This window comes from Streptomyces sp. NPDC050147, assembly GCF_040660195.1.
Taxonomy (GTDB): Bacteria; Actinomycetota; Actinomycetes; order Streptomycetales; family Streptomycetaceae; genus Streptomyces.
In genome coordinates, this window is sequence record NZ_JBFALJ010000019.1 from 1 (window position 1) to 20,322 (window position 20,322).

Annotated in this window: 19 protein-coding genes and 1 pseudogene; 8 read left to right on the forward strand and 12 right to left on the reverse strand. The window is 71.9% G+C overall.

The genetic code is table 11. The annotated features are described in order from the left end of the window. The 4 genes and pseudogenes from AB0I94_RS26450 to AB0I94_RS26465 all read right to left on the reverse strand — a co-directional run. Window positions 1–103: pseudogene (locus tag AB0I94_RS26450) on the reverse strand (hypothetical protein); the annotation flags it as partial. 271 nt (window positions 104–374) lie between these two features. Further along, complete coding sequence (locus AB0I94_RS26455; RefSeq protein WP_363312153.1) at window positions 375–3,206, reverse strand: AAA family ATPase; 2,832 nt, start codon at window positions 3,204–3,206, stop codon at window positions 375–377. 155 nt (window positions 3,207–3,361) lie between these two features. Continuing rightward, window positions 3,362–3,571 (reverse strand): hypothetical protein, encoded by a 210-nt coding sequence (locus tag AB0I94_RS26460; RefSeq protein WP_363312154.1) that lies wholly within the window; start codon window positions 3,569–3,571, stop codon window positions 3,362–3,364. Window positions 3,572–3,739: 168 nt separating this feature from the next. Next, window positions 3,740–4,837, reverse strand: a complete 1,098-nt coding sequence (locus tag AB0I94_RS26465) for an NADH:flavin oxidoreductase/NADH oxidase (protein ID WP_363312155.1) — start codon at window positions 4,835–4,837, stop codon at window positions 3,740–3,742. A 135-nt stretch (window positions 4,838–4,972) separates the two neighbouring features. Here AB0I94_RS26465 and AB0I94_RS26470 point away from each other — a divergent pair, with 135 nt between their 5' ends. Next, window positions 4,973–5,338: a helix-turn-helix domain-containing protein gene (locus AB0I94_RS26470; protein WP_363312156.1), complete on the forward strand. Its 366-nt coding sequence runs from the start codon at window positions 4,973–4,975 to the stop codon at window positions 5,336–5,338. A gap of 128 nt (window positions 5,339–5,466) precedes the next feature. On the opposite strand, the gene AB0I94_RS26475 is transcribed toward AB0I94_RS26470, so the two are convergent. Continuing rightward, complete coding sequence (locus AB0I94_RS26475) at window positions 5,467–6,816, reverse strand: FAD-dependent oxidoreductase (protein ID WP_363312157.1); 1,350 nt, start codon at window positions 6,814–6,816, stop codon at window positions 5,467–5,469. 190 nt (window positions 6,817–7,006) lie between these two features. Between AB0I94_RS26475 and AB0I94_RS26480 the strand changes: the two genes are divergently transcribed. Both AB0I94_RS26480 and AB0I94_RS26485 read left to right on the forward strand, forming a co-directional pair. After that, window positions 7,007–7,414, forward strand: coding sequence for a DUF6214 family protein (locus AB0I94_RS26480; protein WP_363312158.1), 408 nt, complete (start codon window positions 7,007–7,009; stop codon window positions 7,412–7,414). Window positions 7,415–7,515: 101 nt separating this feature from the next. Beyond that, window positions 7,516–8,769 carry an MFS transporter gene (locus AB0I94_RS26485; RefSeq protein WP_363312159.1) on the forward strand — a complete coding sequence of 418 codons (1,254 nt, stop codon included), beginning with the start codon at window positions 7,516–7,518 and terminating at the stop codon, window positions 8,767–8,769. A gap of 25 nt (window positions 8,770–8,794) precedes the next feature. Here the strand turns inward: AB0I94_RS26485 and AB0I94_RS26490 are convergent, their stop codons facing one another. Further along, on the reverse strand, window positions 8,795–9,418 hold the full coding sequence (locus AB0I94_RS26490) for a DUF305 domain-containing protein (protein WP_363312310.1): 624 nt from the start codon (window positions 9,416–9,418) through the stop codon (window positions 8,795–8,797). A 207-nt stretch (window positions 9,419–9,625) separates the two neighbouring features. Here AB0I94_RS26490 and AB0I94_RS26495 point away from each other — a divergent pair, with 207 nt between their 5' ends. Beyond that, window positions 9,626–11,128 carry a hypothetical protein gene (locus tag AB0I94_RS26495; protein WP_363312160.1) on the forward strand — a complete coding sequence of 501 codons (1,503 nt, stop codon included), beginning with the start codon at window positions 9,626–9,628 and terminating at the stop codon, window positions 11,126–11,128. On the opposite strand, the gene AB0I94_RS26500 is transcribed toward AB0I94_RS26495, so the two are convergent. After that, window positions 11,116–11,808: a helix-turn-helix domain-containing protein gene (locus AB0I94_RS26500; RefSeq protein ID WP_363312161.1), complete on the reverse strand. Its 693-nt coding sequence runs from the start codon at window positions 11,806–11,808 to the stop codon at window positions 11,116–11,118. The genes AB0I94_RS26495 and AB0I94_RS26500 overlap by 13 nt on opposite strands. Before the next feature lie 192 nt (window positions 11,809–12,000). Here AB0I94_RS26500 and AB0I94_RS26505 point away from each other — a divergent pair, with 192 nt between their 5' ends. After that, window positions 12,001–12,246, forward strand: a complete 246-nt coding sequence (locus AB0I94_RS26505; protein ID WP_363312162.1) for a DUF2630 family protein — start codon at window positions 12,001–12,003, stop codon at window positions 12,244–12,246. Window positions 12,247–12,315: 69 nt separating this feature from the next. On the opposite strand, the gene AB0I94_RS26510 is transcribed toward AB0I94_RS26505, so the two are convergent. Continuing rightward, window positions 12,316–13,017: an HAD-IA family hydrolase gene (locus AB0I94_RS26510; RefSeq protein ID WP_363312163.1), complete on the reverse strand. Its 702-nt coding sequence runs from the start codon at window positions 13,015–13,017 to the stop codon at window positions 12,316–12,318. Window positions 13,018–13,233: 216 nt separating this feature from the next. Between AB0I94_RS26510 and AB0I94_RS26515 the strand changes: the two genes are divergently transcribed. Beyond that, window positions 13,234–14,085, forward strand: a complete 852-nt coding sequence (locus tag AB0I94_RS26515) for an NAD(P)H-binding protein (protein ID WP_363312164.1) — start codon at window positions 13,234–13,236, stop codon at window positions 14,083–14,085. A 195-nt stretch (window positions 14,086–14,280) separates the two neighbouring features. Here the strand turns inward: AB0I94_RS26515 and AB0I94_RS26520 are convergent, their stop codons facing one another. From AB0I94_RS26520 to AB0I94_RS26530, 3 genes are all read right to left on the reverse strand, one after another. After that, entirely contained in the window at window positions 14,281–14,970 is a 690-nt protein-coding gene (locus tag AB0I94_RS26520; protein WP_363312165.1) for a phosphatase PAP2 family protein, read from the reverse strand. Window positions 14,971–15,073: 103 nt separating this feature from the next. Next, window positions 15,074–16,009 carry a M56 family metallopeptidase gene (locus AB0I94_RS26525; protein ID WP_363312166.1) on the reverse strand — a complete coding sequence of 312 codons (936 nt, stop codon included), beginning with the start codon at window positions 16,007–16,009 and terminating at the stop codon, window positions 15,074–15,076. A gap of 173 nt (window positions 16,010–16,182) precedes the next feature. Beyond that, entirely contained in the window at window positions 16,183–16,758 is a 576-nt protein-coding gene (locus AB0I94_RS26530; RefSeq protein ID WP_363312167.1) for a DUF5134 domain-containing protein, read from the reverse strand. A 244-nt stretch (window positions 16,759–17,002) separates the two neighbouring features. Between AB0I94_RS26530 and AB0I94_RS26535 the strand changes: the two genes are divergently transcribed. Together AB0I94_RS26535 and AB0I94_RS26540 are read left to right on the forward strand one after the other, a co-directional pair. Beyond that, window positions 17,003–18,691 (forward strand): FUSC family protein, encoded by a 1,689-nt coding sequence (locus AB0I94_RS26535; RefSeq protein ID WP_363312168.1) that lies wholly within the window; start codon window positions 17,003–17,005, stop codon window positions 18,689–18,691. 38 nt (window positions 18,692–18,729) lie between these two features. Next, a complete protein-coding gene (locus AB0I94_RS26540) occupies window positions 18,730–19,356 on the forward strand; it encodes a MarR family transcriptional regulator (RefSeq protein ID WP_363312169.1) in 627 nt (208 codons plus the stop codon). 33 nt (window positions 19,357–19,389) lie between these two features. On the opposite strand, the gene AB0I94_RS26545 is transcribed toward AB0I94_RS26540, so the two are convergent. Further along, entirely contained in the window at window positions 19,390–20,166 is a 777-nt protein-coding gene (locus tag AB0I94_RS26545) for a FadR/GntR family transcriptional regulator (RefSeq protein WP_363312170.1), read from the reverse strand. Window positions 20,167–20,322 lie beyond the last annotated feature (156 nt).

The following is a 20,322-nucleotide window of genomic DNA, read 5'->3' on the forward strand; positions in this document are numbered from 1 at the left end:
GCACGGCGTGCACGGCCGGCACCACGTTCTCGCCGTCGACCTCGATCACCGCGTCCCGCGGAGCGCGCAGGGCCGTGTGCAGGACGGCGCGGTCCCCCGAAACGGCCGGCAGGGGTGGGAGGCCGGCCCGCGGCCCGTGCACCCCCGAGCGCACACGGACGGGCAGGCCGGCGGTGACGTGATGGCGCGTCACCCGTATCCGTGGAAACCCCGCCGCGGTCCCTGACATCTGCGACCCCCCCAGCGGTGCGTCCCATCCCCTCACCAGCCAAGAAACTACGCCGGTCGGCGGCAGGGGTGCCTCAGGGGACCGCCCAGGGATATCCCCGGTGTGGACGGGCTCGGGCCCCGGGAGGGCCCGGGCCCACCCGGGCCTAGGACGACGTGCGCCGGTCCTGGGGGGCGAAGTGGTGCACCAGTCCGATGCGCGAGGTGATGCCGAGCTTCGTATAGGTGTGGCCCAGGTGGTATTCGATGGTCTTGACGCTCAGTGCCAGCGCGGTGGCGATCTGCCGGTTGGTGAACCCCTGCGACGCGAGACGCGCGACGGCCAGCTCCTGCGGGGTGAGCCCTTCGGCGGCGGAGTCGACTTCCGCCGGGTCGTGCGCGGGCCGCGGGGGCGCGGCACGCCCGCAGGCGTCCAACTCCCTTTCGCACCGCGCCAGATAGGGCCTGGCATCCAGATCGTTCATCGTCGTGTACGCCGCCTGGAGCTGGGTCACGGCAACCGAGCGGCGGCCGATCCGGCGCAGGAACGCCCCGTGGTCGAGCTGGACGCGGGCGCGGCCGAACGGGGAGGGGATCTGCGCCGCCTGGTCGTGCGCGCGCAGGAACGACGCCTGGGCGCGGTCGGTTTCCCGGCGCGCCGCGTGCAGATTGCCGCGCACCCGTGCCGCGGCGGACAGTGCCGCGTGCTGCCCGCGCGCCTGCGCCCGCTCCTCGTAGGGCACGAGCACCGCCTGGGCCTCGTCGAGGTCGCCGAGCTGGATCAGCGCGTCGACCAGGAGTTCACGCCAGGACACCACGCCCGGTTCGTTCACCCCGTCGTGCGAGGCGAAGTCCAGGAGCGGCCGCAGTGCGTCGACGACCCGCTCCGGCTCCGCGCGCGCCTCGGCGAAGGCCCCGTGTGCGGACGCCGCATACGCGTAGGCGAGGGCGCTCTCGTCGCAGCCCGGCGCGTCGAGCGCGAGCCGTAGGTGCGCGGACGCGCGGTCCCATGTGCCGCGTGCCGAGAGGATCCAGCTCGCGATGGCGTGCGTGACGGGCTTCAGCCACGACTGCTCGCTGTCGTCGGCGATCGAGGCGGACGCCTCGGCGTGGATCAGCGCCTCGTCCCAGTCGCCGAGCCGGTGCAGGGTCTGCGCGAGCGCCGATGCGGAGAGCAGCCGTAACGGCACCGTCCCCCTGCGGCAGTTGGCGACGGCACCCAGCAAGTCGGACCGCGCCCCCAGCAGGTCGTCCGACCAGAGCCGCAACTGCCCCCGCGCCAACAGCAGGTCGATGCTGGAGGGCGGTACGAGCAGCGGATCGGGAAGGTCACCGACGAGCTCGATGGCCTTCTTCGCGGACCCGCTGAGGCCGAGCGCGAGGAGATGGTTGAAGCGCAGCATCCGGCTCGGCCCCTGGAGGGTGGAGAGCCGCTGGGCACGCTCCGCCCACTGCGCGGCGTCGGAGGAGCGCCCGCGCATCACGGCGGCGTAGCTCAGCTGCTCCGCCGCCCGCGCCGCCAGCGAGGGATCGCTGTCGTGGTCGCACTGGTTCCAGGCGTCGACGAGCAGGGTCTGGGCCTGCTCCATGCGGCCTTGGACCCGCGCCACATAGCCGCGTACGTAGCCGCGCAACGCCGGGTCCGCGCCGGGCGGCAGTCCCGCCGCGAGCTCGGCCGACTCGTGCACCCGGCCGTCGAGCAGCAGAGCCTCCACCGCCTCGACGGCGAGCCGGTCGCGCTCCTGACCGGTGGTCGCCACCCGCGAGGCGTGCCGCAGGTGGGTGCCGGCCACGGCCCACTGGCCGGTGGCCGCCTCGCGTCGCGCGCAGGCGGCGAGGGCGGCGGCCAACTGCTCGTCCGGGCCCGTGGCGGCGAGCACGCGGTGGCGCAGGCTCGCGTAGTCGTCGGCGACCAGGGCGGCGGCCCGCGTGTGCAGGTCGGCGCGGTGGGCGGGGCCGATGTCCTGGTAGACCGCCGCATGGACGAGGGGGTGCGGGAAGGCGATCTCCGGGGCGGCGCCCGGCTGCGTCTCCTTCAACAGGCCTGCCTTGACGGCCCGTTCGAGAGCAGGCAGGGGCGCGGTGACACGGGCGAGCGAGGCGGCCGTGCTCAGCGGGCAGGAGAGCCCGAGCACGCTGACCGCCTGGACGAGCCGCAGCGCCTGTGACCCGCATTCCGCGAGGTTGGCGAGCACCAGCATGGCGTACGAACGCGGGGCGGGCAGCGGTGTGGTGACGTCCCGCAGGACGCGCGCGGGCACCTGGTCCAAGAGCGCGCGGGCGTGCAGCGGATTGCCGTGCGTGTGGTCCCGCAGGCGTACGGACGCGGAGTGCGGCAACCGGTGGCTGCCCATCTGTGCGCTGAGGGAGCCCAGTTCGTCCGGACTGAGACCGTGCAGCGGGATACGCCGGGTGCGGACATCGGCCAGCAACCTGCGGATGCCGTCCGGAAGCTGGGGCGCCTGCGGGTCCCGCGCCGTCACGATGGCGAGGACCTTGTCGACGCGCAGCCGCCGCAGCGCGAACGTGAGCGCGTTCAGCGAAGCCGAGTCGGCCCAGTGGGCGTCGTCGAGCACCAGGATGACAGGCCCCTTGTCCTGCAGCTCGCTCAGCAGGTCGAGCAGTCCGAACCCCGCCGCGAGCGGCGGCAGGGTTCCGGGCGCCGAGCGAGGCGTGCGGACCAGCGAACCCAGGGAGTCCGGCAGCGGGATCGGGCTCTGTCCGACGAACTGGGCGAGCACCCCGCAGGGCAGCGCGCTCTCGTTCTCCTCGCCGCTGGCCTGGAGCACGCAGGCGTCGCCCGCCGTGTCCAGAAACCTGCGCACCAGCGCCGACTTGCCGATGCCGCCCGGCCCGTCGATCAGGACGAGGCGCGGCACGCCCTCACGTGCCTGGCGGAACTCCTCCTGGAGCGCGGCGAGTTCGCGCGTTCGGCCGGAGAACGCCTCATGGGGCGCCGGTGCGTGGACATGGCCGTGCAGTATGCCGCCGGTCGTCATCACCGCCCCCACATGTCGGCACCCGGTACGGACGCCAGGACTGTGACGGCGACCCGTGCCGGGCGCATGGCCCCGAACGTCCACGATGATGCCGGAACCGCTCTGGGGACAAGCTGATTCGCCACTCCCGAGGAGCCGGTTCCCGCGAACCGGTATCAGGCGTCACAGGAGTCGTCCCCCGGCGCAGTGGCGTGCTCCCCGGACTCCGTCGACGCGGCGTCGGGGGGCGGTTCGAGCAGCGAGAGCAGTTCGAGCCAGCCGTGGAACTGCGTGCGGCAGCCCGTGCCCCCCTCCCCGCAACCCTCGTCCACCACATGGCCGTGCACGCCCCCAGGGGAGCGGAACACCTCGATGACGTAGCGCACAAAGCCCTCCCGAGGGCCGGTACAGGCCCCGAACCGTGACACATCGCGACAGTGCCACGGTACGAACCCCGCCCCGGCCGCCGCTTCGGGGTGTTACCTAGGGATGACCCCAGTCCCCGCCCTCGGCCAAGGCCGCGGCGGCCGTGCGCAGCCCCGCGAGGCGAGGGCTCAGACCATGCGGTGGTACTGCTGGGGCGTGGCGACGTCGCCGCCCAGGTCGCGCGCCGCGTGGCGGGCCCAGGAGGGGTTGCGCAGGAGTTCGCGGCCCAGGAGTACGGCGTCCGCCTCGCCGTTGGCGAGGATCTTCTCGGCCTGCTCGGGGTCGGTGATCAGGCCGACGGCCGCCACGGGCAGCGGGGTCTCCGCCTTCACGCGCGCCGCGAACGGGACCTGGTAGCCGGGGCCTGCCTGGATGCGCGCCCTGGGGGCGTTGCCTCCGGTGGAGACGTCCAGGAGGTCCACGCCGTGGGCGTGCAGTTCCTGCGCGAACCGGACCGTGTCGTCGGCCGTCCAGCCCTCCCGTTCGTCCTCGGGGTTCTCCGTCAGCCAGTCGGTCGCGGAGATCCGGAAGAAGAGGGGCAGTTCCTCGGGCCACACGGCGCGGACGGCGTCGACGACCTCCAGGGCGAACCGGGAGCGGTTCTCGAAGGAGCCGCCGTACTCGTCGTCGCGGTGATTGCTGAACGGCGAGAGGAACTCGCCGATGAGGTAGCCGTGGGCGCCGTGGATCTCGACCACCTGGAAGCCGGCGTCCAGCGCGCGCCGGGCCGCGTCGGCGAACTGGCCGACGACGTCGCGGATTTCCTCCGTGGTGAGTTCGTGCGGCAGGTGGTGGCCCTCGTCGAAGGGGAGCGCGCTGGGCGCCACCGGCTGCCACCCGTGCTCCTCCTGGCCGACGGGTCCGCCGCCCTTCCAGGGGCGGTCGGTGGACGCCTTGCGGCCCGCGTGGGCGAGCTGGATGCCCGGAGTGGTGCCGTGGGTCTTCAGGAAACCGGTGATGCGGCGGAGCGCCTCGACCTGCGTGTCGTTCCATATGCCGAGGTCCGCGGGGCTGATGCGGCCCTCGGGGCTCACGGCGGTCGCCTCGACGAGGATCAGGCCGGTGCCACCGGTGGCGCGGGCCCCGTAGTGGGCGAAGTGCCAGTCATTGGCCACACCCGCGTTCGGCCCGAACACCTCGGCCGAGTACTGGCACATCGGCGCCATCCACACACGGTTGGGGACGGTCAGCGATCGCAGGGTGTAGGGCTCGAACAGCGCGCTCACGGCGGACTCCATTCGTCACGGACTTCGGTACGTCTCGTACGATAGACCTCGTAGTACGGCAGATGTCAAACTACGATGACTCTCGTACTATGGAGGCCTTCGAGAAACGTGAAGCCCGGACGAAGTGGAGCCGTCATGACGACCGCCGCACCCATCAGCAGCCGTGAGCTCGACCACCCGAAGCGCGCGGAGATCCGTCTCGAGGGTGTGCTCCACGCGCTGTCGGACCCGATGCGCCTGCGGGTCGTGCGGCAGCTCGCCGGATGCGAGCCAGGCCTCGACGGGCTCTCGTGCTCGCAGATCGAGCTGCCCGTCACGAAGTCCACGAGCACCCACCACTTCAGGGTGCTGCGCGAGAGCGGCGTGATCCAGCAGATCTACCGCGGCACGGCCAAGCTGAACGGCCTGCGCCGCGAGGATCTGGACGCGATGTTCCCGGGGCTCCTTGAAGCCGTCCTCACAGCGGCAACGGCACAGGCAGAGCGCACGAGCGCCCCGTAGGGGGCGCGGGGAACGGCGCGCTCAGCCCCATCGGCCCGCGGACGACAGCCCCGTAGGGGGCGCGGGGAACGGCGCGACCAGCCCCCACCGGCCCGCGGTTACAGTCCCGCACAGCCCACGGCTCAGCCTCACCGCTCACCGCCGCGCGCAGCGCCCAGCAGCCCCGGCCAGTCCGGGATCTTCACAGGCCCACGGCCAAGTCCCGCGCCCAGCGCCGCCTCCGCGCGCTCGATCCCGAGCCAGCCCTGCCACTCGACGGGGTGCAGACCGGCGTCGCGGAGAGCCCGCAGCGGATCCTCGGGCACCCCTTTGCGTACCAGGGCGGACGCGTCCTCCAGGAGAGACAGCACCGTCTCCTTGGCGCACGGGCGGTTGGTCCCGATCACGCCCGTCGGCCCCCGCTTGATCCAGCCCGCCACATACTCGCCGGGTGACGCGGCGCCGTCCCGCAGCACTCGCCCCGCCGCATGCGGCACCGTGCCGAGTCCGGGGTCGAACGGCAGCCCGTCGATGGGCACCCCGCGATAGCCGACCGAGCGCAGGACGAGCTGCCCCGCGATGTCCTCGTACTGCCCGGACCCCGTCACCCCACCGCGGCCGTCCGGCAGCGTCCGCTCGAACCGCACCCCGCCGACGCGCCCCGCCGCCTCCGTCACGGCCACCGGACGCAGGAAGAAGCGCAGCCGGATGCTGCGCGGCAGGTGCCGCACCGGGCGCTCGGCCCAGCCGCGCATCACCTCGACGTTGCGGCGGCCCACCGCGGGCAGGCCGGAGGGGTCGGCGTACGCGGGATCGAGCGCCAGCTCCGCGGGGTCCACGATCACTTCGGTGTCCGGGAGCGAGCCGAGTTCGCGCAGCTCCTTGGTGGTGAAGCGTGCCTGCGACGGGCCGCGCCGCCCCACCATGTGGACCTCGCGCACCCGGCTCCCGGCCAGGACGCCGAGCGCCGCCTGCGGCATGTCGGTGGGCCGCAGCTCGGCCGCGCCGCGCGCCAGCATCCGGGCGACGTCCACCGCGACGTTCCCGACGCCGATGACCACGGCGGACTCCACGCCTGCGATGAAACCGTCGGCCGTCGCGTCCGGGTGCGCGCTGTACCAGGACACGAACTCCGTGGCCGAGTGGCTCCCGGGCAGGTCCTCGCCCGGCACGCCCAGCTTGCGGTCCGCCGCCGCGCCCACGCAGTAGACCACCGCGTGGTACAGGTCGAGCAGGCGCGCGGTGGGGAAGCCGGCGGGGCCGATCTCGATGCCTCCGAGGAAGCGGACGCGGTCGTGTTCCAGGACCGTGCGCAGGTTGTTCTGGAGGGACTTGATCTTCTCGTGGTCGGGCGCGACACCGTAACGGACGAGGCCGTACGGGCAGGGGAGCCGGTCGATGACGTCGACGCGTACTCCCGGCACGAGGTCCTGCTGAATGAGGGACTGCGCGGTGTAGACCCCGCTCGGGCCCGATCCGACGACGGCGACCTGCAGCACGGCGGTGCTCCTTCCGCGAGGCGGCCTCGGGGGGTGGATCCAGCATCGCACCCCCGTGCGGGAAGGGGGAGACGCCGTGAGGGGCGCGTTGACCCGGGCACCGGTCCGGGCGCCCGGCTTCCGGTGTGGTCGCCGCGCGGCCCCGCGTGCCGTTCGTGACCTAATGCGATCGCCCGGCTACCTTTTGAATGTGCCTGAGAGCCCCTTTCTTGGCGATTCTGATCACTATCGACCGAATGCTGTTGGCTCGCCCTCGTTTCATGTGCGGCTGACCTTCGGTGACGGAGCCACCGTCGACGCACGGGCCGTGGTGTCGGAAGGGCGGATCACCCTGGAGGGGCTGCACGCCCAGCCGCGGCAGCCGGGCGACGACATCCCCCAGGACCCACACGGCGTACGACGCGCCCGCCCCGCCTGGCCGCGCGGACGCGAGGGGCGGCTCATGGTGGCTCAGGAGTACCGAGCCGCGCAGGCCGAGGGGCGCGATCCCGTCCTCGCGGTGATGCGGGCGACCGGGCGCAGCCGCCGCGGGTCCCTCAAGCTCATCGGGGCCGCCAGGGACGCGGGCGCCCTGCCACCGCGCCACAACCGCCGCTGAGGGGCCTTCGGCGGTCGTTTGACCGGTGTGCCTGTCGCCGTATTGGATGCTGCGGGTCGAAGTGGATGCGTTCGAGCGCGTGGCGAGGGGTGGCACCGGGCATGGAGGCCAGGCGGTCGGCCCTCGGGAGGCAGTTCGGATGGCTGTGGGCGGCCTACACGGTCAGCACGTTCGGTACACGGCTCGCTTTCGACGCCTTCCCCCTGATCGCGATCCTGGCCCTGGACGCAGGCCCGACCGAGGTGTCGGTCCTCGCGGCGGCGGGCTTCGCGGTGGGCGCGGTGGTGGCGGTGCCGCTGGGGCCATGGGTGGAGTTCCGCCGCAAGCGGGCGGTGATGATCGCCATGGACCTGGTCCGGTGCGCGGCGCTGCTCAGCGTCCCCGCCGCGTACGCGCTCGGTCTGCTCGGCTTCGGCCAGCTCCTGCTCGTGGCGGTCGTCGTCGGCGCGGCCGACATCGCCTTCGGCGCGGCGAGCGGCGCGTGCCTCAAGGCGCTCGTACGACCGGAACACCTGCTCGTCGCGAACGGCCGCCTGGAGTCCACGAGTTGGACCGCCCTGATGCTCGGGCCGCCCCTCGGCGGGGTCGCGATCGGGCTCTTCGGCCCGGTGATGACGGTGGTGGCCGACGCGGTCAGCTATCTGCTCTCCGCCCTCGGGGTCCGCGCGATCGGCGGCAAGGAACCGCACCCCGTGCGCACCGGGCGGCCGGCACGCTTCCGGGCGGGCGACCTGCTGGACGGGTGGCGCTACATCCTGGCGGGCCCCGTGCTGCGCCCGCTCTTCTTCAACACGGTGCTGAACAACGGCCTGATCATGGCGACATCGCCCCTGCTGATCGTCCTGATGGTCGGCGAACTCGGCTTCGCGCCCTGGCAGTACGGCCTGGCCTTCGCCGCGCCCTGCGTCGGCGGCCTGATCGGCTCGCGGATGGCGGGGCGGCTCGTCGAGCGGTTCGGGCGGCACCGGGTCCTGCTCACCGCGGGGACGCTGCGGGCGTGCTGGCTCATCGGCCTCGCCTTCATCGGACCCGGCGTCGCGGGACTCGTGCTCGTCATCGTCGTCGAGTTCGGCCTGATCATGTGCTCGGGTGTGTTCAACCCGGTGTTCGCCACCTACCGGCTCGACCACACCCCGGCGGACCGCGTCGCCCGCACCCTGTCCGCGTGGTCGGTGACCAGCAAGCTCTCCATCGCGGCCATGACCGGCCTGTGGGGCCTGCTGGCCGGCGTCACGGGGCCGCGTACCGCGGTCGGGATCGCCGGGGTGCTCATCCTCGCCACTCCGTTGCTGCTGCCGCGACGCGACCACGAGCCGCGTGACGAGCGGGACGCCGCCGCCCGCAGCCACATCTGACGCGGCGCGGCGAACGCCCCACGCCTCACATCTCGCGCATCCTGGTGATCTCCGTCGTCTGCTGTGCGATCACGTCGTTGGCCATCTCCTCGACCTGGATGTTGTTCCCGTCGGAGAGCACATCCGTGGCCATCGTGACGGCGCCGTTGTGGTGGGTGATCATCAGCTTCAGGAAGAGCTCGTCGAACGCTTTGCCCTTCGCCGCGCGCAACTGCTTCAGCTGCCCCTCGGTGGCCATGCCCGGCATCGTCCCGTGGTCGTGGCCTGCGTGCTTCTTCGCTCCGCCGTGACTCTTCAACCAGCCCTTCATGGCGCCGATCTCGGGTCGCTGCGCGGCCGAGATGCGGTCGGCGAGACGCTTGACATTCGTGGATTTGGCACGTTTCGGGGCGAGTTCGGTCATCTTCAGCGCCTGGCCGTGGTGCGTGATCATCATCTGGGTGTAGGTGAAGTCCGCCGAGTTGGGGCTGTCGTCGTCGGTTCTCTTCTTCGCCGCGTCCTCGGCGGACATCGTCGCGGCCGTCTCACCCGGCTTGCCGGGTGCGATGACGGAGGGGCCGGGCGCTGCCTTCTTCTCCGGTGTTGAACCGGAGTCGGAACCTCCCGAATCACAGGCGCCGAGCGCGAGAACGGCTGCCGTGAGGAACATGGCGACGGCGGGCGTACGACGGTGGTGCACGGCTGCCTCCTGTGGCACGCGGGGGAGTTGAGGACCGTCCTAACACGCTTACGTGCGGTGGAGATCAAAATCTTTCATTACAGATGCGTTGCCATCTGTTGATCTGAGCATGATGAGCACGATACTGCGGGGTGTCCGTGAACCGTTCAACTACGAACGGCTACTAGGGAGGACGCAGTGACCCTGTTGAACAACCCCCGAACACGGCGCAGACGCTTCGGCGTCGGCGCGGCCGCGCTCGGTCTGATCGCCGCGCTGTTCAGCGCGGCGCCCGCCGGAGCGACGCCCGATCCGGGCGACTCGCCCGCCGCGCCGAAGAGCGTGTCGAAGAGTGACGCCGCCGAGGCGAGGGCAGCCGTCAAGAGCGGCGAGATACCCGCGCCCGACGAGATCGTGCACTCGGCCAACATCAAGCATCTCGCCAACATCCCCAAGGACGCGCTGCCGGGTACCAACTCCGACCTCGCATTCCAGGGAAAGTACGCCTTCGCCGGCAATTACGACGGTTTCCGCATCTTCGACATCAGCAACCCGAAGAAGCCGCGGACCGTCTCCCAGGTCCTGTGTCCCGGTTCGCAGAACGACATCTCCGTCTCCGGGAACCTGCTCTTCCTCTCCACCGACTCCTCCCGCAGCGACGACTCCTGCAGCAGCACCACGCAGCCCGCGACGGAGAAGTCCTCGTGGGAGGGCATGAAGGTCTTCGACATCAGCGACAAGGCCAACCCGAAGTACGTCTCCGCCGTCGAGACCGCCTGCGGCTCGCACACGCACACCCTGGTGCCGGAGAAGAGGAACGTCTACGTGTACGTCTCCTCGTACTCCCCGAGCGCGACGTTCCCGGACTGCAAGCCGCCGCACGACGGCATCTCCATCATCAAGGTGCCCCGCAAGGCCCCGCAGAAGGCGGCGGTCGTCGACTTCCCCGTGCTCTTCCCTGGTGAGGGCCCCGACGGCGGCGGCAACCCGGGCGGTCCCACCAACCCGGGCGTCTCCAAGACCACCGGCTGCCACGACATCACCGTGCTGCCCTCCAAGGACCTCGCGGCGGGCGCCTGCATGGGCGACGGCATCATCTTCTCCATCAAGAACCCCGAGAAGCCCAAGGTCATCGACCAGGTCCAGGACAACAAGAACTTCGCGTTCTGGCACTCGGCGACCTTCAACCAGAAGGCGAACAAGGTCGTCTTCACCGATGAGCTGGGCGGCGGCAGCGGTGCCACCTGCGACGAGGCGACCGGCCCGGAGCGCGGCGCCAACGGCATCTATGACATCAAGGGCAAGGGCGACCACCGCAAGCTCGTCTTCAAGAGCTACTACAAGATCCCGCGCCACCAGGCCGCGACCGAGAACTGCGTGGCCCACAACGGCTCGCTGATCCCGGTCAAGGGCAAGGACCTGATGGTCCAGGCCTGGTACCAGGGCGGCGTCTCGGTCTGGGACTTCACGAACTCCTCGAAGCCGAAGGAGATCGGCTACTTCGAGCGCGGTCCGCTCAGCACGGACGTGATCCAGACCGCCGGCTCCTGGTCGGCGTACTACTACAACGGCTATGTCTACTCGAACGACATCGCCAAGGGCTTCGACGTCCTGAAGATCGACGACAAGCGGACGGACCCCGCGGAGCGGGTCCGCGTCAGTGAGCTCAACGTCCAGACTCAGCCGGACTACTTCGACTGAGCGGACTGTCGCGCGGACCGCTGAGTGGACCGCGTCTCCTGCGCGGCCTGATCGGTGACGCGCGCATGTGTCCCGCCGGGCGGCTCGTCGCCCGGCGGGACACCGAGCTTCCAGGCGAGCCCGTACCGCTGGAAGAGCTCGGCCCGTAGCGCGGACGGCGGCATCGGCGCCCCCGGGAGCAGCACCGCGAAGACCGCACCCATCAGCAGCGCCCGCAGCAGCGGATAGTCGGTGTCCACGTCGGGCGACCCATGGCGTACGACGGTGTCGCGGAGCAGTTCGGCGAGGTGCTGCTGCTCCGGGCAGCGCACGAATCCGTCCGCCTGGAGGATCCCCGCCATGTGCGTGCGCATGAGGAGCGGCTGGTCACGGGCCAGGCCCAGGATCGCGTCGATGGCGCGGGCCAGGAGCTCGTCACCGTCCGCCGACCGTGGCTCCCGTTCGAGGGCGTCCTGGAGCGTGCGGTGCATCAGGCGGTGCACCGCGGACTGCAGGAGCTGGCGCTTGCCGGGGAAGTAGTACGACACCAGGCCGCGGGCCGAGCCCGCGCGGTCCGCGATGTCGCCGAGCGTCGTCGCCTCGTACCCGCGCTCGCTGACCAGCTCGACCGTCGCCTGCAGGAGCCGTTCCCTGGAACGCCTCCGCAACTCTTCATTGACCGATGCGCTACGCGGGGACATCCTGTAACTCCTGCGTTGACTGGCTGCGAGCCAGTATACTCAGTGTGTCGCGGACCAAGACCCTCAGCGGTCGCCTCATGGTCCGGTGCGACCTGGGGCAGGCAACACCGCGGGGGAGTGTTGCCTGCTCACAGGTGCCGATCGGCCGAACCCTCCTTAGAGTGGGCCGGGGGGCCGAGGAGGCGTACTGAGATGGATCAAGAGCAGATTCTGTCCCGGATCGCGTCGATGGTCGACGACGAGCGGACGTTGCGCGAGTCCCTGGCATCCGGAGCGATCGACGAGGCGACGGAGCGCGCGCGGCTCGACCAGCTCGAACGCGAGCTGGACCGATGCTGGGACCTGCTGCGCCAGCGGCGCGCGAAGGCGGAGTTCGGCGAGAACCCGGACGAGGCGCGGGTCCGTCCCGCGGCCGAGGTCGAGAACTACCGTTCATGAACCGCACCGCACCCTGACCACCACCGCGGCACCTTCCGTGCGGCGGAGTGCGAGTGGACGCCTGACACCTCAGCCCCGGTCGACGAGCCCGAGGACGGGGAGCAGTCCGTCCGGCCGCTGGTCCACGGGCAGATGGTCCACGAAGTGGACGGTACAGCCGAGCTCGGCGGCGCCCGCGTCCGCGTGCCGGTCGTCGCCGACCATCAGCGCGTGCGCCGGATCGACGCCGAGCGCCTCGCAGGCGCGCGCGAACAGGCGTGGGTCCGGCTTCTGGATCTCGTGCTCGTACGACAGGGTGTACGCGTCGACGTACGGGTCGAGGCCGTGCGCGCGGAAGACGGGGCGCGGATCCCAGCCGATGTTGCTGACTACCGCGACACGGACGCCCCGGTCACGGAGCCCGGTGAGCACCTCGGCCGCGTCGGCGTAGGGACACCAGGCCTCCGGTCGCATGTGTCGGTCGTACAAGGCGTCGTGCAGGAGCGGATCGGGCAGCGGGATCTCGCGCGAGAGGCCGGTGAACGCGGCACGGTGTTGGGCGGCGCTGCGGTCGCGCTGGGCCCACAACGCGGCCAGCCGTTCGGGAACGAGGCCGGGCCGCGCCCCGCCCGGCAGCGCCCCGACCCGCTCGAGCCCCTCCGCCAGCCGCTCGAACTCGGCTACGGGGTGCGGCAGTCCGGCCTCCCGAAGCACCGCCCGGAGCCAGGCCGCGGTGGACTCGACGCGGAACAGCGTCCCGGAGAAATCGAAGAGCGCGCCCTTGATCCTCATGCCAGGGATCCTCCGGGACCGGCAGAGGGGTGGTCAAGTCTGCTTCGCGGGGCGGGCGTTGGAGACCTTGGAGGGCTCGGAGGCCTTTGGCGTGTTGGCCGCCGTTGCCGGGGGGCGCTCGAACAGCATCTGACGGCCACTCCGGCCGGTGCTTGACCTGAACCTTGGTTGATGTACGAGAGTCGTGTCATCGAACAGCGAGACGAGGAGATTCCGATGACACAGCCCAGGATTCTGGTGACCGGCGCGACGGGAAAGGTCGGCGGCGCGGTGGTGACCCAACTGCACGCGGCGGGCGTGCCCGTGCGGGCCCTGGTGAGAGGGGAGGCGGACTTCCCGGAGGGTGTGCAGGCGGTACGCGGCGATCTCGGTGATCCCGCGTCGCTGGACACGGCTCTGGAGGGCGTCGATTCGGTCTTCCTGGTGTGGCCGTTCCTGAGCGCCGAGGGCGCGTCGGACGTGATCGACGCGATCGGGAAGCGCGCCCGACGGGTGGTGTATCTGTCATCCGCCGGGGTCGGGGACGAGGAGGAGGAGCCGGGCGAGGCGATCTCCATGTTCCATACGGAGCTGGAGCGGCTGGTCGAGGCATCGGGCCTGGAGTGGACGGCGCTGCAGCCCACCGGGTTCGCGAGCAACACGCTGGGCTGGGCGCAGGAGGTCCGTACGACCGGTGTGGTCCGGGCGCCGCTGGCAAAGCTGGCCCGCCCGCTGATCCACGAGGCGGACATCGCTGCGGTCGCCGTTCAGGCGCTGACGACCGATGCCCTGCTCGGCGCCCGCCCTCTGATCACCGGCCCCGAACTGATCTCCCACGAACGGCAGGTGGCGCTGATCGGCGAGGCGATCGGGCGGCCACTGCGGTTCGAGGAGGTCACACTGGACGAGGCCGTCGAGCAGATGAAGGCCGCGGGCTACCCGGCAGAGCTGGTGGAGGCCGTGGTGCCGGCCCAGGCGGAGATGCTCGACAATCCGGAGCCTGTCAACGATGAAGTGGAGCGCATCACGGGCGCCCCGGCCCGCTCCTTCCAGGAGTGGGCGGTGGACCACGCCTCGGACTTCCGTTGAGAGGGACGTCAACAGTCAATGCACGTTGGCGTGATCGCCCGAAGCGCCGGATCGCGACTCCGTCGCCCACACGCTTGACGCCGAGGTCGAGCCCCCCTGCCGCCCGGCCGGTGGCCTAGGTCGTGGGGTTGCCATCGCGGTGTGGGGTGTCGGGCGTCGGGTGTCGGGGACGCTCGACCGGCAGGGACGGGGCTGCTAGGCGGGTCCGGGTGTGCGTGCGGCCGGGCGCGAGGCGTACGTGGCGATCGCGAGTGTCACCATCAGGGAGCCGAGGAGCCAGCCGCCGACGACGTCCGACGGCCAGTGCACGCCGTTCCAGACGCGGGTCACGCCGACCCCGATGACGGAGAGCGCGGCGATCGCGACGCTCGTACGCCACACGGCGGCGCCGACGCCGTACATGCGCAGCAGCCACAGGAGCAGCCCGCAGACGACCGTCGCCGTCATGGCGTGACCCGAGGGGAACGCCGCGAAGTGTGCGGAGTCCACCGGGTCCGGCCACGTCGGGCGCGGCTTGTCCACCGCGGCCTTGAGGCCCTGCTGCACCACGGTGCCCACCGCGCAGGTGACCGCGAGCCAGAGGGCCGGCCGGCGCTCCCCGCGGAAGGCGAGCCAGAGCACGACCACGGCGATCAGCGCGCGCATCGTCCACGGGTCCCACACCCAGTCGGTCAGGATGCGGCTGGCGTGCGTGACGCCGTCGTGCGCGACGGCCCAGCGGTGCGTGGTGCGCGCGATGTCGCCGTCGAGGGTGCCGAGCGGGCCCCACTCCAACTCGACCACGAGGATCAGCAGGAGCGAGAGGACGCACAGGAACGCGGCGACGAGCGGGGCGCGGGGCCTACGCGGACGGGGCGGCGAGTCGAGGGGGGCGGCAGGGTGCATGGACAGATCCTCGCCGACGGGCGGTGCCGGGGGCCATCCCGGGGTGTCGTCCCGCGGGACGAGTCCCGGCTTCCGCCGTCTCCGGAGGCGGGCCCTCACGCCATTACCCCAGTGCGCGCAGCCCAGGCACGAACGTCACCAGGAGCGGGACGACCGGCACGAGCGCCGCGGCTGCCGTCAGCCGCAGCCGTCGCCCCGCCGTGAGCCGTGGCCGCGCGGACAGCAGCCGGTGCACCCGCTGCGGCACGTGTGCCTGCGGGGTCGGGCACGGGCCGAACACGCCCCGGTCTTCGTTGAGCTCGACCAGCGCGAGAGCGATCGTAAGACGCCCGAAGCGCCGCGAGGCCACGTCGTCGGCGGCCAGTTCGACGAGCCGGTGCATTTCGTCCCGGAACGCGGCGAAGACCGGCACCTGCGGGAACCCCGTGGCCAGCGCGCCCGAGCAGTGCAGGAGCCAGTCGTGCCGTGCCTGCGCGTGCCCCTGCTCATGGGCGAGCACGGCATCCAGCTGTCGGCCCTTCAGGCGGCGCAACGCGGCTGTGGTGACGACGAGTTGGGGAGCGGCCCCCGGCAGCCACCAGGCGTCGGGGCGCTCGCCCTCCAGGACGACGAGACGGTCGGCGCCGGGCTCCTCTCCGGGCAACAGCGGTGCGCGCAGGCGGAGTTCGGTGCGCCCCTTGCGGCGCCTTGCTCGGGCGCGGGCGATCTCCCGGGTCAGCATCGCCGCGGTCCACACGCCGCCCAGGGCCAGCGCCACGGCGGTCGCGGGAGCCCAGGAGCCACCCGCCCCGAGCGCGTACGCGTCGACCACGTCGTGCGGTGCGGGGGCGAAGACATGGCCGCGCACGGCCTGCCACGCGGCGGCGGCGCTCAGGGTCATCGACAGGGCGCAGCACATGAGCACACCCGCCACGACGCACTGCCACGCCCACAGCGCGACCACCGGTTCGCGCTCCGGCCAGTCGGCGAGTGCCAGGAGGCGCGGGGCGACGACGGCGGTGAGGGCGCCCAGCAGCAACAGCGCGACAGGGAGCAACATGTGTCAAGACTATGAGGGCGGCGCTGCCGGAGGGTATGGCCTATCGCCTCAAGTGACGCACGACACGGCCGACCGCGGGATATCACCCCTTACGGGGCGGCTTCCTTGCCCGCCCGACGGGCGCCGGGCCGGCCCGGCCGCAGGGTCTTCCAGGGAAGTCGGCAGGCGCGAAGCTACAGAGTCAGCAGCATCGCGATCATGGCGATCCCCATGGACAGGCGGCACACCATCGCCAGCTCCGTGCGGTCGGCCCACCCCATGACCGCGCCTCCGCCACCGCCACCGCCTCCGCCTTCTGTCGCCGCGAGCGTCGGGACGGGCAGCAGGCGGACGCCCGACCACAGCACGTACCCGGCGAAGTACAGCAGCAGCGCTCCGGTGAGCGCCGGGGCGCCACCGCCGCCGTGGCCCGCGTGCGCCGTCGGTGTCGCGGCCATGGCCACCGCCATGTAGACCATCGCGCACGCGCCGACCAGGTGATGCAGGTGGTGCCGGTTCCCGCGGACCGCCCAGAGCGCGCGCAGCGCCGCAGCGCCGAACACGGCCGCATATCCCAGCCAGGCCCAGCGCGGCGGGGCGAGGACGGCCGCGGGCACGGCCATCAGGGCCATCCCGAACCCCATGAGCGCCTCGCCGCCGGCGGTCCGTCGCTGCGCCTCGACCCTGCTGCGCATCCGCAGCAGGCAGTAGGACCCGGTCGCCGCGCACAGCGCGACGAGCAGCCAGCCGGCCTGCGCCGGTCCGTGCACCGCGCACCTCCCCGATCGACGGTGTCCTTCGGGTCGATGCCCTCGCGCGGCGAGTCGTACGCGAGCGCATGGGTGTACGCGGGGAGCGCGGAGGGGAGCGGGCGGTGCCCCCCGGCGCGGGTCGCCGCACCGGGCAGCTCCAGACAGTGAGAGCCGGCAGCGCACGGCAGGCGAATCGCTTCCTGATCGCTCCCGACCCGCTTCCGAATCGTTTTCGAGTAAAACACTTGCTAATCTTTTATCCATGAGCAGTGCACCGCCCCCTTCGCCCAGCCCGTCGAGATCCGCCGGCGCGTCCCGTGTCCGTCGACTTCCGCTCGCCGGTGTACTGCGTCCGGGCAGACCGTCCGACATCTGGTTCAAGCCCGCGTCCAGCGTGGCGGTCGCCACCGCGATACCGAATCTGACGCTCCTGGCGATCGGCCGTCTCGATCTGGTCATGTACACGATGGCCGGCTCGTTCTGCGCCCTCTACACCCACAACCTCCCCTACGCCGCCCGGGCCCGTGCTCTGGCCGGGGTCGTCCTCGGCATGCTCGCCAGCGTCGGCATCGCCCTGGTCGCCGCCTCGCTCACCACGTCGGCGGCGGCGCTCGTGGCCGTCGGGGCGCTGCTCGCCGCCGCGCAGAAGACGCTCTGCGACGCGACCCGCATCGGCCCGCCCGGACACCTCATCTTCACGTTCATCAGCTCCGCCACGCTGTTCGCGCCGCAGACCATCGGGCAGGTCCCGGGCCACCTCGCCCTGACGCTCGGCGCGGGCGCCGTGGCCTGGCTGGTCGGCATGGCCCCCGCCCTGGTGCGGCCGCACGGCCCCGAGCGCCGGGCCACCGCGCGGGCCCTGCGGGCCGCCGCCGCGTACGCCGAGGCCTCGGGTCCCGGCCGTGAGCGCGCCCGCCCCGCGGCGGCCGCGGCCGTCCACGCGGCCTGGCAGTCACTGCTCGCCACCGGTGCGCGCACGGCGGCGCGGCGCGCCCTGGAACGCCTGGTCATCCGCGCCGAGGAGGCGCTGGCGGCGCCATCGACGGCGGACCCCGACCAGTTGCGCTCCTGGGCGGCGGGCCTGCGCGGCACAGGCGCCGTGCCGCGCCCCGGCGGCGTAAGGAACGAAGAGGACGACGAACTCCTCGGCGTGGAAGCAGAGTTGGCGGCCGGAGCGGACGGGGCGGTCAAGGCCTCCCTGTGGCGGCGTATCGGCCCCGGATCGCCGCTGCTGCCCATCGCGCTGCGTACGGCGGTCGGCTGCGCACTCGCGGGGTACGCGTCGCTGGCCCTCGGCGTCGGTCGTCCCTACTGGGCGCTGGTCACGGCGGCGTCCCTCTATCAGGCCAACGTCACGCTCACCTGGAACAGGGGAGTGCAGCGCGTGGTCGGCAACCTCGTCGGAGTGCTCGCTTTCGCCGCGATCGCCCCGCTGGCCCACCTCAACCACGCCGCGCTGATCGTCTGCTGCCTGGCGCTCGCCTTCGGGGCGGAGGCACTGATCGGCCGCAACTACTGGCTGGGCAGTGTGTGCGTCACGCCGATGGCGCTGCTCGTCACCGAGTTCGCCCGGTTCCAGCAGCCCGGAGAGCTGATCCTCGACCGGGTCGTGGACACGTTCGTCGGCGCGCTGCTCGGCATCGTCGCGGCGATCGCCGTCACCAACCGGCGCGCCGCCGACCACATCGAGCTGGCCATCGACGCCACGGACCGGGCCCGCGCCCGCGCCGAGCAGGCCTTGGCGTCCCCCACCCCCGCCACTCTGCGCCCGGCGCGCCGCGGTCTGACCGCCGCGCTGGTCGATCTGCGCACCGCCCATGACGCGGCGGCAGGCGAGTGGTGGCAGCGCGCCCTGCCGGAAGAGCGGGTGATGGCCGCCGAGCAGGCCGGACACCGTACGCTCGCGGCGACGGTACGTGGCATGGAGCAGGGCGAACGCGTACGGGTGTGAAGAGCTGGGCGCGACGGGAAGGGCGAGGGCGGCACCACATGAGGAACGGCAGCAAAGGGGACACGGCGGCGAATCCCGCGTCCCACGCGGAAGCCAACGACACGACCAGCCCCGCCCCCGCGACTAGCGGCGCCCCCGCGACGAGCGGCGCCCCGCGTGACACCGTCGCCGCTGTCGTGCGGCAGTGGCGGGCTGTGCGGCCTGATGTCGATACCGGTCCGATGGAGGTCATCGGGCGTATCAACCGGTGCGCGGCCCTCCTGCAGCAGGCTGAGGACGCGCCGTTGCGTCGGGTCGGGCTGACCCGCCCCGAGTTCGATCTTCTCGGCGCGCTGCGGCGGACCGGTCACGAACTGACCCCCGGTGAACTGGCCCGCGAGACCTTCTCCTCGGGTGCCGCCGTCACCAAGCGCCTGAAGCAGCTCCAGGAGCGTGGGCTGGTGGACCGGCGTGCCGACACGCGGGACCGCCGTGTCTCGCACGTCGGCCTGACGGACGCGGGCCGTGATCTGGTCGACTCGATCCTGCCCGATCAGCTCGCCTACGAGACCGTTGTCCTTGGCGGGATCGATGAGGGCGGGCAGGCTCAACTCAGCCAACTGCTGGGAGAGTTGCTCGGGCAGCTTGAGGGGCGGCTCGGGCTTTCGCCGGGGTTCAGGGGGTGACGGGCGCCGTCGGCTGACCGGGTCCCGCAGGCGTCAATGGTCCTCGACCGACGCCGCCAGCAACTGCGTGGCCTCCGGCTCCACATGCTCCGCGTAGTACTCGTGCAGGGCCGTGCGGCCGAGGCGAGCGGCGAGGGGGCCGTCACCCGCGGCGATCGCCGCCAGGACCTCGCGGTGATGGGCTATGGAGCGCTCCATCCAGGCGGTGGTGTCCGTGACGCCCGCGATCTTCTTCTCGATGACCTCCACCACCGCCTCGTGCACGGCACGTGCGCACAGGCCCAGGAGGGAGTTGCCGCTCGCCTCGGCGATCGCCCGGTGGAAGAGCGCGTCCGCCTCGCTGAACGCGTGCAGGGATGCCGGGCCGCCGCGGCTGAGTGCTTCCATGCGGGTGATCTGTTCGCGCATCCGGGCGAGGTCGTCCCCGTCGTGCAGGCGAGCCGCCAGGCGGTTGCTCTCGGCGTCCAACACCATGCGGAACTGCACCAGTTCACCGAGCGTCGCCACGCTGGAGCGGGTCAGGCGACCCAGGGCCTGGCTGAGGTTGTCGGGCGAGACGCCCAGCACCTCGGCGCCCAGCGGATCGCCGGGGCGGGAGCGGATCAGGCCCGCCGACTGCAGGACGCGCAACGCCTCGCGGACCGTGGAGCGGCCCACGCCGAAGCGGTTGACCAGCTCGCGCTCGGCGGGCAGTCGGGAGCCGGGCGGCAGATCACCGCTGAGGATGCGCTCCTCGATCTGCTCGGCCACCCGCTGATAGGCGCGGACCGGTGTGACCGGCCGGAACAGGTCGGCGTCGTCGGCGGCCATCGGCCCGCCCCCTCCACGGTACGTAGCTGACACACGATGCCGGCGCGGGAAAACCAAGATCTGGTGGTTGACCCGGCCGTGAACGTGGAGGCAGAGTACGGGAACTCAACTGGTCTGACCAGTCGACTGGCCTCGTGGTCGGCCGACTTGGAGGTT